The sequence below is a fragment of the Streptomyces sp. NPDC008139 genome (assembly GCF_042957025.1).
In the GTDB taxonomy this organism is placed as follows: domain Bacteria; phylum Actinomycetota; class Actinomycetes; order Streptomycetales; family Streptomycetaceae; genus Actinacidiphila.
The window spans coordinates 149,765-162,975 of record NZ_JBIBHM010000016.1 but is presented as its reverse complement, the minus strand read 5'-3'; the positions used below and the strand labels follow the sequence as shown (position 1 = coordinate 162,975).

Sequence of the window (13,211 nt, the reverse complement as noted above, 5' to 3'; positions counted from 1 at the left end):
CACCCCTTGGATATCTGCACGCATTGTGGACCCCCGGCCCCCCGACCACCCACTATTTGGTCCGCGCGGTCCCTACTATGCTCTGCGCATGCCTCTGAAGCTCACCGTCATCGGCACCGGTTATCTCGGCGCCACCCATGCCGCCGCGATGGCCGAGCTCGGTTTCGAAGTGCTCGGCCTCGACATCGTGCCGAGCAAGATCGAGATGCTGTCGCAGGGGCGCGTCCCCATGTACGAGCCGGGCCTGGAGGAACTGCTCGCGAGACATGTGGCCGGGATCGAGGGCTCCAGCGGGCGGCTGCGCTTCACCACCTCATGGGAGGAGGTCGCCGAGTTCGGCGACATCCACTTCGTCTGCGTGAACACCCCGCAGAAGCACGGCGAATACGCCTGCGACATGAGCTACGTGGAGAACGCCTTCTCCTCGCTGGCCCCGCATCTGCGGCGCCCAGCGCTGGTGGTCGGCAAGTCCACCGTGCCGGTGGGCAGCGCGGCCGGGCTGGCGGAGCGGCTGCGCGAGACGGCCCCGGCGGGCGCGGACGCGGAGCTGGCGTGGAACCCGGAGTTCCTGCGCGAGGGCTTCGCGGTGCAGGACACGCTGCACCCGGACCGGATCGTGGTCGGCGTGACCAGCGAGCGCGCCGAGTCACTCCTTCGGGAGGTTTACGCCGGACCGCTCGCAGAAGGCACGCCGTTCATCGTCACGGACTACCCGACGGCCGAACTCGTCAAGACCGCGGCCAACGCCTTCCTCGCCACCAAGATCTCCTTCATCAACGCCATGGCCGAGGTCAGCGAGGCGGCGGGCGGCGATGTCGCCAAGCTCGCCGAGGCGATCGGGCACGACGACCGGATCGGCCACAAATTCCTCAGGGCCGGGATCGGCTTCGGGGGCGGCTGTCTGCCCAAGGACATCCGCGCGTTCATGGCGCGCGCCGGTGAGCTGGGCGCCGACCAGGCGCTGACGTTCCTGCGCGAGGTCGACTCCATCAATATGCGGCGCCGCACCAGCATGGTGGAGATGGCCCGCGAGGCGGTCGGTGGGAGCCTGCTCGGCCGCCGGATCGCCGTGCTGGGCGCCACCTTCAAGCCGGACTCCGACGACGTCCGCGACTCCCCCGCCCTCAATGTGGCGGGCCAGATACACCTCCAGGGCGGCCAGGTCACGGTCTACGACCCGAAGGGCATGGAGAACGCCAAGCGGCTCTTCCCGACCCTGCGTTACGCCCCCACGCCGCTGGACGCCGTCCGCGGCGCCGACCTCGTACTGCACCTGACCGAGTGGCGGGAATTCCGCGAGCTGGACACCGCCGCCCTCGCCGACGTGGCCCGCGAGCGGCACATCCTCGACGGCCGCAACGCGCTCGACCCCGCGGTCTGGCGCAAGGCCGGCTGGACCTACCGCGCGATGGGCCGCCCCTCCGCGTAACCGACGACACCCGCGGGGCCCGTACGCGACACCACCGCGTACGGGCCCTCGTACGTGCGCACGCGCCTCGTACGTGCGCACGTGAATGACCGGCCGTACGGGCCGCCGTACCGGAAGGGAACGGCCGCCCGTCACGCGCCTCAGCGCGTACGGCTGCGGTACGCCCGCATCTTGGCGCGACTGCCGCAGATCGCCATCGTGCACCAGCGGCTGCGGCCCGAGGGGCTGCGGTCGTAGTAGACCCAGCGGCAGGTGTCGGCCGCGCACGCCTTGAGGCGGGGCCAGGTGCCGTCGGCGACGGCCGAGGCGACGGCGGCGGCGACGCGGGCGGTGAGGGCCGGGGGTCCGGTCAGGCCGGGGGCGGGGCGTACGGCGGCGGCGCCCTCGGCGTCGACGGTCAGGTGCAGCGGCGCACGGGACAGCAGGCGTTCCAGCGCCTCCAGGGTGGCGGGCGGTACGTCGACGCCCGCGTGGGCCTGGCAGACGTCGCGCAGCGCCTCGCGCAGGACCAGGACGTCGGCGAGCCCTCCGGGGTCGAAGCCGGGCCCCTCGATGCCGCGCTCCCCCGCCCAGGCGGCCAGCTCCGCCGGGGTGCGCAGCGCGTCGTCGCCGCTTTCCAGGTCGACGGTGTTGACCAGGTCCTGGACCAGCCGCAGCGGTCCAGGCGCGGGACTGCGTTCTCCGGGCTGCTCCACCCTTGAAACGTTACCGCCACTCCGCCATGATGAAGTAACCGTTACCGGCTGAGACCGTTGTACTGGTAACCGTTGTACCTGGTGACCACGGCACCGGCAGGTAGCACGGCAGCCCACCACGAGAGGAATCCGTCATGATCGGCACCTTGGGCGCGGTCGTCCTGGACTGTCCCGACCCGCGCGCGCTGGCCGCCTTCTACGCCGAGCTGGTCGGCGGCACGGTCGACGCGTCGGAGGACGACTGGGTCGACCTCAACCGCGAGGACGGCCAGCGCCTGTCCTTCCAGCTCGCCCCGGCCCACCGGGCGCCCCGCTGGCCCGACCCCGAGCGCCCCCAGCAGTTCCACCTCGACATCGCCGTGGAGCGCGCCGCGATGGACAGCGCGGAGAAGCAGGTGCTCGCGCTGGGCGCGACGCTCCTGGAGGGCGACCTGGACGGCGCGCGCAACTGGCGCGTGTACGCGGACCCCGCCGGGCACCCGTTCTGCCTCTGCGCCTGCTGAACAGCCGCCGTCCCCCGGCGGCCCCGCCGCCGTCGCCCCGCGGTCACCGCTCCGCCCCCTGGCCATCGGCCGTCCGACGCCCGGCCGTATTCCGGCCGCTGCATCCTGCTCGCGGTACTACGATCCGGTAGGCGCGTGACTGGCGGGGACGACCGAGAGCGGTGGCCATGCTCCGAACTCCACTGCGGCTGCGGGCATCCCTGCGACGACCACCGGGGGAAGCCGCACCACTGGAGCAGCGAGAACGAATACATCAGGGGGACGAAGGGCGGGAAGAGGGGGACAGCGACGAGGCGGCCGGGCGGCCGGCCCGCAGGCGTACGCGGGTGCCGTGGCGCACCCTCGCCGGGCTCATACCCGTGCTGCTCGTCGGCGGCTGGGTGTCCCAGCACTGGTCGCTGATCGAGACCGGCTGCCGTGATCTGCTGGCCGCCAACCGAGGCTGGCTGCTGGCCGCGCTCGCGGCGACCGGCCTCGGCTGGGTGGCCAACGCCGTGGCCCGGCAGGGCACGGTGCTCGAACCGCTGCCGCCCGCGCGCCTGTTGGCCACGCAGTTCGCCGCGTCGGCCGCGGGACAGCTCGCCCCCGCCGGGATCGGCGCGAGCGCGGTCAATCTGCGCTTCCTGCGCACCCAGGGGCTGCCACTGCTCCGCTCGTCGGCCGCCCTCGCGCTGTACTCGCTGGCGGAGTCCATCGGCCGGGTGACGCTGCTGCTGGTGCTGCTCGCGCTCTTCCCGCACGCGCTGCACCTGCGCGGCCTGCTGCCCGACGGCAACGCGCTGCTGCTCCTCGGGCTGCTGGCCGTTCTCGTGCTCGGCGCGGCGGCGCTCGCCCTGGCGCTGCTCCGGCCGCTGCGCCGTACGATCCGCGACTTCCTGGCGGCGGCGCTCACCGACGCCCGCACGCTGCACACCCGGCCGTCCCGCGCGCTCGCGCTGTGGGGCGGCTCGCTGGCCTTTCCCGCGCTCCAGGCCGCCGGTCTCGCCGCGATCACCCTGGCGCTGGGGATACCGGTCTCCGCCGCGCACGTGGCGCTCGCCTATCTGCTCGCCACGTGTCTGGCGGCGGCCGTGCCGACGCCCGGCGGGATCGGGTCGGTCGACGCGGCGCTCGCCCTGGCCCTGGTGGCGGCGGGCGCCTCGACGACCGCCGCCGCCTCCGCCGTACTCGGCTACCGCATCGTCACGGTGTGGCTGCCGCTGGTGCCCGCCGCGCTGACGCTGGGCGCGCTGGTGCGGCGCAAGGTGCTCTGAGCGGGCGTTTTCGCGTCCACGGGGTCAGGCGCGCGGGCCGTCCAGGGCTGCGATCGTCGCCGTCGAGGGGCCGCGCCGGGCGCGGATCGCCGCGGCGGCCGACTCGGCCTCGCGCAGCACCCGTACCGCGTTCTGCCAGGTCAGCTTGGCGATGTCCGGGTCGGACCAGCCGCGGGTGAGCAGTTCGGCGATCAGGTGCGGGTAGCCGGAGACGTCGGCGAGGCCGTCGGGGGTGAAGGCCGTGCCGTCGTAGTCGCCGCCGATGCCGATGTGGTCGACGCCCGCGACGGCCCGCATGTGGTCGAGGTGGTCGGCGACGGTGGCCGCCGTGGCGACCGGGCGCGGGTGGGCGGCCTCGTACGCGCGCTGCACGGCCATGCCGTCCGGGGTGGTGTCGAGGTGGTGCAGGCCGTGGGCGCGCATGTTCTCGTCGGCCGCCGCGGTCCACTCGATGGCGGCGGGCAGGATGAACTTGGGCACGAAGGTCGCCATCGCGACACCGCCGTTGGCGGGCAGGGCGGCCAGGACGTCGTCGGGGATGTTGCGCACGTGGTCGCAGACGGCGCGGGACGAGGAGTGCGAGAAGAGCACCGGGGCCTCGGCGACCCGCAGCGCGGCGCGCATGGTGTCGGGCGAGACGTGGGAGAGGTCCACCAGCATCCCGAGCCGGTTCATCTCGCGCACGACCTCCTCGCCGAAGGCGGTGAGACCGCCCGCGACGGGCTTGTCGGTCGCCGAGTCCGCCCACGGGGTGTTGTCGTTGTGCGTGAGCGTCATGTAGCGGACGCCGAGGTCGTACAGGCCGCGCAGCGCCCCCAGCGAGCAGTCGATGGAGTGGCCGCCCTCGGCGCCCATCAGGGAGGCGATCCTGCCCTCGGTACGGGCGGTCTCCATGTCGTCGGCGGTCAGCGCGAGCCGCAGGTCGGCCGGGTAGCGGTCGGCCAACCGCCGTACGACGTCGATCTGTTCGAGGGTCGCGGTGACGGCCTCGCCGCCGGTCAGCTCCACCGACACGTACACCGACCAGAACTGCGCGCCGACGCCGCCCGCCCGCAGCCGCGGGATGTCGGTGTGCAGCCGGTCGCTCTGGTCGGCGGCGATGTCGAGCCGGTCGAGGTCGTACGCCACCTGCTCGCGCAGCGCCCACGGCAGGTCGTTGTGCCCGTCCACCACGGGGTGGGCGGCGAGCAGTTCGCGGGCGTGCGTCAGGTGGTCCACGTCGTACCTCCGGGTGGGGAGCGGGTGTTGGCGTCGGCGGCCGGGAGCCGGGGGCGGCGGGCCTTGCGGGGCGGCGGGCCTACGGGCTTACGGGCCTTGCGGGTTAGAAGCCGAAGCCGCCCGCGCCCTTCGCCTTCGCGCGCAGCCGCTTGCCCTTCTCCGTCGCCTGCTCGTTGAGCGACTGCTGGAACTCCCGCATCCGGGTGAGGAGTTCGGGGTCGTGGGCGGCGAGGATGCGGATGGCGAGCAGCCCGGCGTTGCGGGCGCCCGCGACCGAGACGGTGGCGACCGGGACGCCCGCGGGCATCTGGACGATGGACAGCAGCGAGTCCATGCCGTCGAGGTACTTCAGCGGCACGGGCACGCCGATGACCGGCAGCGGGGTGACGGAGGCGAGCATGCCCGGCAGGTGGGCGGCGCCGCCCGCGCCCGCGATGATGGTCTTCAGGCCGCGGCCGTCGGCCTGCTCGCCGTACGCGATCATCTCGTGCGGCATGCGGTGCGCGGAGACCACGTCGACCTCGTAGGGCACCTCGAACTCGTCGAGGATCTGCGCGGCGGCCTCCATGACCTCCCAGTCGGAGTCCGAGCCCATCACGACGCCGACCAGCGGGCTCCCGGCGGAAGCGGCGGGGTTACTCATCGATCGTTCCTCGCAGATAGTCGGCCGCGTGCCGGGCGCGCTCGCGCACGTCCGCCAGGTCGTCGCCGTAGGTGTTGACGTGGCCGACCTTGCGGCCGGGCTTCACGTCCTTGCCGTACATGTGGATCTTCAGGCCCGGGTCGCGGGCCATGCAGTGCAGGTAGGCCGCGTACATGTCGGGGAAGTCGCCGCCGAGCACGTTGGCCATGACCGTCCAGCGGGCGCGCGGGCGCGGGTCGCCGAGCGGCAGGTCGAGGACGGCGCGCAGGTGGTTGGCGAACTGCGAGGTGACGGCGCCGTCCATGGTCCAGTGGCCGCTGTTGTGCGGGCGCATCGCCAGCTCGTTCACCAGGATGGCGGAGCTGCCGTCGGCCGCGCGGGTCTCGAACAGCTCCACCGCGAGGTGGCCGACCACGCCCAGCTCGCGCGCCACGGTCAGCGCGAGCTGCTGGGCCCGCGCGGACAGGGCGTCGGACAGGCCGGGCGCGGGCGCGATCACGGTGTCGCACACCCCGTCGACCTGGACGGACTCCACGACCGGGTACGCGACGGCCTGGCCGTGCGGCGACCTGACGACATTGGCGGCCAGCTCCCGTACGAAGTCCACCTTCTCCTCGGCGAGCACCGGGACGCCCGCGCGGAAGGGCTCGGCGGCGTCGGCCTCGGAGCGGGCGATCCACACGCCCTTGCCGTCGTAGCCGCCGCGCACGGTCTTCAGGACCACGGGGTAGCCCCCGGCCTGCTCCTCGGCGAACCGGGTGACGTCGGCGGGGTCGGTGACGATGCGGTTGACCGGGCAGGGCACGCCGATCTCGGCGAGGCGGGCGCGCATGACGCCCTTGTCCTGGGCGTGCACCAGCGCGTCGGGCCCCGGGCGTACGACGACGCCGTCCGCCTCCAGGGCGCGCAGGTGCTCGGCCGGTACGTGCTCGTGGTCAAAGGTCAGCACGTCGCACCCCTGGGCGAAGGCCCGCAGGGTCGCGAGGTCCCGGTAGTCACCCACGGTCACGTCGGCGACCACCTGGGCCGCCGAGTCCTGCGGGGTGTCGCTGAGGATCCTGAACCTGACGCCGAGCGGGATGCCCGCCTCGTGGGTCATGCGGGCGAGCTGGCCGCCGCCGATCATGCCGACTACCGGGAATGTCACGTTTTTTCCTGCCGGAGGTGCGCGGGCTGGTACTCGTAGGGGGTGCCACCAGGGTATCCGCCACGCGGGGACACGAATGACCGGCTCCGATCGACGTAGCTCCGTACGGCACGGTTAACATGTGGTGGAGACAACACGGAGACACGGGGCGACACGCAGGGGCACCGACCGTGCCCCCTCGTCACCCGGTTTCTCAGCGGATTCCACCCCGTTCCCACCCATGACGGCACCCGCCCCCCACCTTCCACAGACAGGGCCGAGCGATCACCATGAGCGGACTGCGAGAGCTGCGTTCCCGGCTGCGGCTGTTGTACCGCGAGATCGCGAAGTTCGGGGTCGTCGGCGCCGCCGGTGTGCTGGTCAACATCGGGGTGTTCAACCTGGTGCGGCACAGCACCGAGCTCCAGACCGTACGGGCCAGCATCCTGGCGACCGTGGTGTCCATCGCCTTCAACTACGTGGGCTTCCGGTACTTCACCTACCGTGACCGCGACAAGGCGGGCCGCACGAAGGAGCTCAGCCTCTTTCTCTTCTTCAGCGCCATCGGCCTGGTGATCGAGAACGGGGTGCTCTACACGGCGGTGTACGGCTTCGGCTGGGACAGCTCGCTCCAGGCCAACATCTTCAAATTCGTCGGCATCGGCGTGGCCACGCTCTTCCGCTTCTGGTCCTACCGGACCTGGGTCTTCCGGGCGCTGCCCGCCCGCGGGGCCGTGGAGCAGGCCGAGGCGTTCCTGGCCGACGGCAAGGGGACGAAGGCGTCCGGTGCGACCGCCAGCGCCGCCGTCAGGGCCCGGCAGGCCGCGGCGGCCAGGGAAGACGACCGTTTCAACTGAGCCGCTTCCCATCCGGCGGGCCGCTTCTCGTCCGGTTCGACCGGGCCGCTTCTTTTCCGGCCGCCTCGGCCCACGGCCGCCTCGGCTCACGACGTCCTCAGCCCACGACGTCCTCAGCCCACGACGTCCGCGCGGGGCGGCGGCGGCGGGATCTCGCGGGACAGGAAGAGCGCGAAGACCGGGGGCCGCTGCTGGAGCAGTTCCAGCCGTCCGCCGTCCGCCTCCGCCAGGTCGCGGGCGACCGCGAGGCCGAGCCCGGTGGAGTTGCGCCCGCTGACCGTCCGCTCGAAGACCCGCCCGCCGAGGTCCGGCGGCACGCCCTGCCCGTCGTCGGTGACCTCCACGACGGCCTGGTTGCCGGTGACGCGGGTGTGCAGGGTGACGGTGCCCGCACCGTGCATCAGCGAGTTCTCGATCAGCGTGGCGAGCACCTGCGCGACCGCGCCGGGGGTGCCGACCGCGCGAAGCCCCCGGGTGCCGGAGCGGGCGATGGTCCGGTCCTCGTTCTGGTACGCGGGCCGCCACTCCTCGACCTGCTGCTTGATCACCTCGTCGAGGTCGAAGTCGACGGCGGAGCCACTGCGCGGGTCGCGGGCGTTGGTCAGCAGCCGCTGCACGACGTCGGTGAGCCGCTCGACCTGGCCGAGCGCGATCGTCGCCTCCTCCTTGACCGTCTCCTGGTCGTCGGCGGTCGCCACGATCTCCTCCAGCCGCATGGACAGCGCGGTCAGCGGCGTACGGAGCTGGTGGGAGGCGTCGGCCGCGAGCCGTCGTTCCGCGGTGAGCATCCGGCCGATCCGGTCGGCGCTGGCGTCCAGGACGTCGGCGATCCGGTCCAGTTCCGGGACGCCGTAGCGGCGGTGCCGGGGGCGCGGGTCGCCCGAGCCGAGCCGCTCGGCGGTCTCCGCGAGGTCGGTGAGCGGGCTGACCAGCCGGCGGGCCTGGAGGACGGCCAGTATCACGGCGGCCAGCACCGCGAGCAGCGCGACCGCCAGGATCACCAGCAGGGTGCGGCCGATCTCCTGGCTGACCTTGGAGCGCGGCTCCTCGACCAGCACCTTCTCGCCGTGCCCGCCGGACTGCCGGGACGCCAGCACCCGCCCCTTGGGCTTGTCGCCGAGCGTGACCTCGGGGTGGCCGGGCACCTCCACCACCGCGTAACGGTCGGCGGCGATCTGCCGGTCCAGGCCCTTGGCGGTGATGCTCTCCCCCGCCAGGATGCGGTTCTCCACGATGCCGACCAGGCGCACCGCCTCGGAGTCCACGCTCTCCTGGGCGCTGCTCTCGATCGTCCGGGTCTCCACGATGACCAGGGAGATCCCGAAGACGGCGATCACGACGAGCACCACGGCCAGCGTGGAGGAGATCAGACGGCGGCGCATGGAGCCAGCGTGTCAGTTCTTCTCGAACCGGAAGCCGACGCCGCGCACGGTGGAGATGTAGCGGGGGCTGGCCGCGTCGTCGCCGAGCTTCTTGCGCAGCCACGAGATGTGCATGTCCAGCGTCTTGGTCGAGGACCACCAGGTGGTGTCCCAGACCTCGCGCATGAGCTGCTCCCGCGTGACGACCCGGCCCGCGTCGCGTACGAGCACGCGCAGCAGGTCGAACTCCTTGGCGGTGAGCTGGAGCTCGTCGTCGCCCATCCACGCCCGGTGCGACTCGACGTCGATCCGGACGCCGTGGGTGGCGGGCTGGGTGGACTCGGTGGTGCCGCGGCGCAGCAGCGCCCGCACCCGGGCCAGCAGCTCCGCCAGGCGGAACGGCTTGGTGACGTAGTCGTCGGCGCCGGCGTCCAGGCCGACGACGGTGTCGACCTCGTCGGCCCGCGCGGTGAGGACCAGCACCGGGAAGGTGTGTCCCTCGGTACGGATCCTGCGGCACACATCGAGGCCGTCCATGCCGGGCAGGCCCAGGTCGAGCACCACCAGATCGACGGCGCCGAGCAGTGCCGTCTCCAGAGCGGTGGGTCCGTCCTCGCGCACCTCGACCTCGTAGCCCTCTCGGCGCAGTGCGCGCGCGAGCGGTTCCGAGATGGATGCGTCGTCCTCGGCGAGAAGTACGCGGGTCATGGGCTTGATGGTAGTCCGCACCGGGCGCCGGGGAGGCGGTGGTACGGAGAGCCGCCCCGCGCTGCCCGCCGCGCCCCCTGTCGTGGCTCCCCTCGCGGCTCCTGGCGCGGGGCTGCCGGAGTGCCGCCGGAGAGCTTCCCGACAGCGGCCGGAGGGTCGGTGGAGCGGCCACGGACGGGCTGTCGGCGTCCGGACGCGGGGCAGCCCCGCCGCCGAAGCCGTCGGGGGCGGGGCTGCCGGGGCCGGACGGTTACAGGTAGGGGCGGGTGATCAGTTCGATCGCGTGGCCCGCGGGGTCCTTGAAGTAGACGCCCCGGCCGCCGTGTTCGGTGTTGATCTCACCGGGGCGGCGCATCTGCGGATCGGCCCAGTGCTCGACGGCGCGGTCGCGCAGCCGCCGGTACGCCCGGTCGAAGAGTTCGTCGTCGACCAGGAACGCGTAGTGCTGCATCTGGATCTCCACCGGCGGCTCGGCGAACTGGAGCAGCACCCCGGCGTCGAGCTGGACGTTGGTGAACGGACCCCAGGACGGCGCCTCGGGAAGTTCCAGCAGCTCCCGGAAGAAACGCGCCGATTCCTCGCGGTCCTTCGCGGCGACGATGGTGTGGTTGAACGTGACGGTCATACGGCTGGCCTCGCTGGTGCTCGACACGGAAAAGGGACTCGCGGCGCACGAGCGCCGGAGGTCCGCGTGCCGAGCGGGGGTGCCTTCCGCGCACCCACTGGGCGGTCAGTCCTCCGCCGGATGGCCGATCCGTGAGTGGCGTAGCGCCGGTCCGGTGTTCACATCGGCCGACGCTACGTGATCCCGCGGGCCGCGACAACAGCCCGTCGCCCCGGCTGATGTCGCGGCCCGTCGCCTGCGGGTCAGCGGCGGAGGAAGCGGCGCCAGGGGGTGAAGGTGAAGACGGCGGCGCCGAGGAGGAGCGCGGTGGCGGCGACGTAACCGAGGGCGCGGAGGGGGCCGTTGGCGTCGGAGCCGGTGGCGGCGAGATCGCCGCCCGTGGTGGAGCCGGTCGTGCTCGAACCGCCGGTCGTGGAGCCGGTGGTGGAGCCGGTGGCACCGCCGGTGGTCGTGGAGCCGGTCGTGCCGCCGCCGGGGGCGGCGGTGGTGTCGAGGGTGAGGGAGACCGGGGCGGCCTTCGTGGGCGTGCAGGTGGCGACGGCGGTGCCGCCGTCGGTGAGTTTGATGACGAGGGTGCCGGGGCTCAGCCCGACCTTGCCGGTTTTGCCGGGCACGAAGCGGCCCTTGATGTCGTCGATGGTGATGGGCGCGTTCTGGGTGAAGGCGGTGCTGTTCGGGGAGCCGGTGAGCGTGAGGGAGCCGGTCTGGGCGCCGCTGAGCAGCACGGTGATGCTCGGCGTGATCATGCCCTTGCTGATCGGACTCGGGCTGTCCATCACGCTGTTGCCGAACTTCACGGTGAGGTCGTAGCCGGAGGACGCCTTCGCCGCGTCGATCTCGACCTTCGAGGTGGCCGACTTGTCACCGATCAGCGTCTTGCAGGCGTACGGCACGTCCACGGACGTCCCCTTGAACGAGGTGCCGCCCGTCCCGCCGCCTGTCCCGCCGGACGTGCCTCCGGTGGTCGTGCCGCCGGAGGTCGTCGTGCCGCCCGTGGTCGTACCGCCCGAGGTCGTCGTGCCGCCCGTCGTCGTACCGCCGGAAGTCGCGTCCCCCTCCGTCACCTTGATCGTGGTGGCGACCGGCACGGCGGCCGTGGGGGTGCAGACGGTGTCGGTGGAGATCGGGTAGCTGACGTTGATGGTGTAGGCGCCCGGGGAGAGGGTGATGTCACCGGCCTTGGTGAGCTTGAGGGTGCCGGTCATGTCGGAGAGCTTCATTTCGCTGTTCTTGGGGATGGCCGGATTCCGGCGCGGGCCCTGGACGTCGAGGGTGCCGGTCTGGGCGCCGCCGACCGTGACCTTGCCGGACGGCTGCACCTTGTCTGCGGGCAGGTCGATGATGTCGGGGTTCTTGGAGGCGGCCTGGACGGTCTTCCAGGTGACGGTGACCGTGTCGCCGACCTTGGCGGTGGCGGGCGCGGTGATGTCGGCCTTGGTGGTGCCGTCGATGGGGCCGAGTCCTGACGCGGCCGGGGGCACGCACCTGGTCGCGAAGTCGGATGCCGCGGCGTGCGCGGCCCCCGCGGTCATCAGCACCGATCCGCCGCCGAGCAGCAGGGCGGCCACGGCCGCGGACGCGCTTCGTCGTATGGTCACGGGCTTCCTTTCGAAGGGGGGCTCGGGGCGGGGCTCTCGTGGGAGCCGGAGCCGGGCCCGGAGCCGGAGCCGGACCCGGACCCGGAGTCGGAGGAGCGCGGCGGCACAGAGCCGCGCAGGGCGGGCAGGGCGCCGTGGGTGAACCAGGGCAGCGGGCCCGCGTCCGGCGCGTACGAGGGCGGCGGGGGCGCGGAGGCCGGTGGCGGCGGTCCGGGCGGCGCGTGGCGTCCGCGCGGGACGGCGGCCTTCAGCGGCAGGTGGGCCAGTACGGTCGCCGGGTGCCACGCGGGCCGCCCGCCGGGCACGGCCGCTCCCGCACCGGGCCTGAGCCGGTCGACCGCCAGCATCCCGAGCCGGAAGACGGCGGCCGGGACGACCAGGAAGAGCAGGATCCAGAAGAGGGTGACGCCCCACGGCCGCCCGACCGACCACGCCTCGGTGACCAGCACCTTTCCGCCGTAGCGCAGTTGTACGGTGTACGCGCCGTGCGCGCCGGAGCCCAGCTCCACCGGGAAGCCGATCCGCTGTTTCCCGCCGGGCGCGACCGTGCCGTGCCACTGCTGGCGGTCCCACTGGGGTGCGTAGACGCCGTGCGAGGTGCCGACGTCGAAGGCCGGGTCCTTGACGGCGCCCGAGCCCAGATTGCCGACGGTGAACACGAGCGTGCGGTGCGCGGGCGCGCCGAACCAGGTGAGCAGTCCGCCGCCGCCGCGCAGCCGCGCGGTCAGTACGGCGAGCCTGCCGGTGCCGGTCCGCGCGGGCAGCGGCGCGGTGGGGTGTCCTGTGACGGTGAACGGCGCGTCCACGGTGAGCTGTTCACCGGTCACCGTGGACACGTGGATGACGCAGGGGCACGGCTTCGGCGGTGCCACGACCGGCAGCCGGCGGCTGAACTTCCCCGCCGTGTCGGTGGTGACGGCCCGGCCGGAGGCGTTGGCGCAGGAGTTGGTGCCGCCGATCGCGTCTTGGCCGCAGAGCAGGATGGCCAGCAGGGTGCCGGGTTTCCAACCCGCGCCGACCACGGTGATGTCGCCGCCGGGGCGGGCCGCGCCGGGGTGCGCCACGACGCTCGGCGCGGCGGCGGGCGCGCGGAGTGCGGCGGAGTCGGCGGGCGCGCCGAGCGCTGCCGGTGCCGCGACGGCCGAACCGGCCGTCAGGACAAGGGCGGTGACGAAGGCGAGGACCGGCCGCCGGA

General features: G+C 73.0%; 13 protein-coding genes. 4 read left to right on the top strand and 9 right to left on the bottom strand.

From position 1 onward, the window contains the following. Positions 1 to 88: 88 nt before the first annotated feature. On the top strand, positions 89 to 1,429 hold the full coding sequence (locus ACFZBB_RS30015; protein ID WP_391128835.1) for a nucleotide sugar dehydrogenase: 1,341 nt from the start codon (positions 89 to 91) through the stop codon (positions 1,427 to 1,429). Positions 1,430 to 1,569: 140 nt separating this feature from the next. Here the strand turns inward: ACFZBB_RS30015 and ACFZBB_RS30010 are convergent, their stop codons facing one another. Beyond that, positions 1,570 to 2,124: a CGNR zinc finger domain-containing protein gene (locus ACFZBB_RS30010; protein ID WP_391128832.1), complete on the bottom strand. Its 555-nt coding sequence runs from the start codon at positions 2,122 to 2,124 to the stop codon at positions 1,570 to 1,572. 134 nt (positions 2,125 to 2,258) lie between these two features. Here ACFZBB_RS30010 and ACFZBB_RS30005 point away from each other — a divergent pair, with 134 nt between their 5' ends. Together ACFZBB_RS30005 and ACFZBB_RS30000 are read left to right on the top strand one after the other, a co-directional pair. Further along, the gene (locus ACFZBB_RS30005) at positions 2,259 to 2,627 is read left to right on the top strand and encodes a VOC family protein (RefSeq protein WP_355347022.1); all 369 of its coding nucleotides are present in this window, start codon (positions 2,259 to 2,261) and stop codon (positions 2,625 to 2,627) included. 326 nt (positions 2,628 to 2,953) lie between these two features. Then, positions 2,954 to 3,880, top strand: coding sequence for a lysylphosphatidylglycerol synthase domain-containing protein (locus tag ACFZBB_RS30000; protein WP_391128829.1), 927 nt, complete (start codon positions 2,954 to 2,956; stop codon positions 3,878 to 3,880). 24 nt (positions 3,881 to 3,904) lie between these two features. Here ACFZBB_RS30000 and ACFZBB_RS29995 read toward each other — a convergent pair whose 3' ends face one another. The 3 genes from ACFZBB_RS29995 to ACFZBB_RS29985 all read right to left on the bottom strand — a co-directional run bounded on the left by ACFZBB_RS29995 (position 3,905) and on the right by ACFZBB_RS29985 (position 6,867). Beyond that, positions 3,905 to 5,098: a membrane dipeptidase gene (locus tag ACFZBB_RS29995; RefSeq protein WP_391128826.1), complete on the bottom strand. Its 1,194-nt coding sequence runs from the start codon at positions 5,096 to 5,098 to the stop codon at positions 3,905 to 3,907. A gap of 103 nt (positions 5,099 to 5,201) precedes the next feature. Further along, on the bottom strand, positions 5,202 to 5,741 hold the full coding sequence (purE, locus tag ACFZBB_RS29990) for a 5-(carboxyamino)imidazole ribonucleotide mutase (protein WP_355347013.1): 540 nt from the start codon (positions 5,739 to 5,741) through the stop codon (positions 5,202 to 5,204). Next, a complete protein-coding gene (locus ACFZBB_RS29985; RefSeq protein WP_391051693.1) occupies positions 5,734 to 6,867 on the bottom strand; it encodes a 5-(carboxyamino)imidazole ribonucleotide synthase in 1,134 nt (377 codons plus the stop codon). The genes purE and ACFZBB_RS29985 overlap by 8 nt, the downstream gene beginning before the upstream one ends. Positions 6,868 to 7,157: 290 nt before the next feature. Here ACFZBB_RS29985 and ACFZBB_RS29980 point away from each other — a divergent pair, with 290 nt between their 5' ends. Next, positions 7,158 to 7,724: a GtrA family protein gene (locus tag ACFZBB_RS29980; RefSeq protein ID WP_391128823.1), complete on the top strand. Its 567-nt coding sequence runs from the start codon at positions 7,158 to 7,160 to the stop codon at positions 7,722 to 7,724. Positions 7,725 to 7,837: 113 nt separating this feature from the next. Here the strand turns inward: ACFZBB_RS29980 and ACFZBB_RS29975 are convergent, their stop codons facing one another. From ACFZBB_RS29975 to ACFZBB_RS29955, 5 genes are all read right to left on the bottom strand, one after another. Then, positions 7,838 to 9,106, bottom strand: a complete 1,269-nt coding sequence (locus ACFZBB_RS29975) for an ATP-binding protein (RefSeq protein WP_391128820.1) — start codon at positions 9,104 to 9,106, stop codon at positions 7,838 to 7,840. Between the two features lie 12 nt (positions 9,107 to 9,118). Next, positions 9,119 to 9,793 (bottom strand): response regulator transcription factor, encoded by a 675-nt coding sequence (locus ACFZBB_RS29970; RefSeq protein ID WP_188285980.1) that lies wholly within the window; start codon positions 9,791 to 9,793, stop codon positions 9,119 to 9,121. Positions 9,794 to 10,043: 250 nt separating this feature from the next. Continuing rightward, positions 10,044 to 10,418: a VOC family protein gene (locus ACFZBB_RS29965; protein ID WP_391128920.1), complete on the bottom strand. Its 375-nt coding sequence runs from the start codon at positions 10,416 to 10,418 to the stop codon at positions 10,044 to 10,046. Positions 10,419 to 10,660: 242 nt separating this feature from the next. Continuing rightward, on the bottom strand, positions 10,661 to 12,016 hold the full coding sequence (locus ACFZBB_RS29960) for a hypothetical protein (protein WP_391128816.1): 1,356 nt from the start codon (positions 12,014 to 12,016) through the stop codon (positions 10,661 to 10,663). Further along, the gene (locus ACFZBB_RS29955) at positions 12,013 to 13,173 is read right to left on the bottom strand and encodes a hypothetical protein (RefSeq protein WP_391128917.1); all 1,161 of its coding nucleotides are present in this window, start codon (positions 13,171 to 13,173) and stop codon (positions 12,013 to 12,015) included. Before ACFZBB_RS29955 ends, ACFZBB_RS29960 begins: the two co-directional genes overlap by 4 nt. Positions 13,174 to 13,211: the final 38 nt, after the last annotated feature.

Excerpts from the sequence above, each read along its gene's own strand:
- ACFZBB_RS30015 (WP_391128835.1), top strand. The coding sequence starts at position 89 with ATGCCTCTGAAGCTCACCGTCATCGGCACCGGTTATCTCGGCGCCACC.
- ACFZBB_RS30005 (WP_355347022.1), top strand. The coding sequence starts at position 2,259 with ATGATCGGCACCTTGGGCGCGGTCGTCCTGGACTGTCCCGACCCGCGC.
- purE (WP_355347013.1), bottom strand. The coding sequence starts at position 5,741 with ATGAGTAACCCCGCCGCTTCCGCCGGGAGCCCGCTGGTCGGCGTCGTG.
- ACFZBB_RS29985 (WP_391051693.1), bottom strand. The coding sequence starts at position 6,867 with ATGATCGGCGGCGGCCAGCTCGCCCGCATGACCCACGAGGCGGGCATC.
- ACFZBB_RS29980 (WP_391128823.1), top strand. The coding sequence starts at position 7,158 with ATGAGCGGACTGCGAGAGCTGCGTTCCCGGCTGCGGCTGTTGTACCGC.
- ACFZBB_RS29975 (WP_391128820.1), bottom strand. The coding sequence starts at position 9,106 with ATGCGCCGCCGTCTGATCTCCTCCACGCTGGCCGTGGTGCTCGTCGTG.
- ACFZBB_RS29970 (WP_188285980.1), bottom strand. The coding sequence starts at position 9,793 with ATGACCCGCGTACTTCTCGCCGAGGACGACGCATCCATCTCGGAACCG.
- ACFZBB_RS29965 (WP_391128920.1), bottom strand. The coding sequence starts at position 10,418 with ATGACCGTCACGTTCAACCACACCATCGTCGCCGCGAAGGACCGCGAG.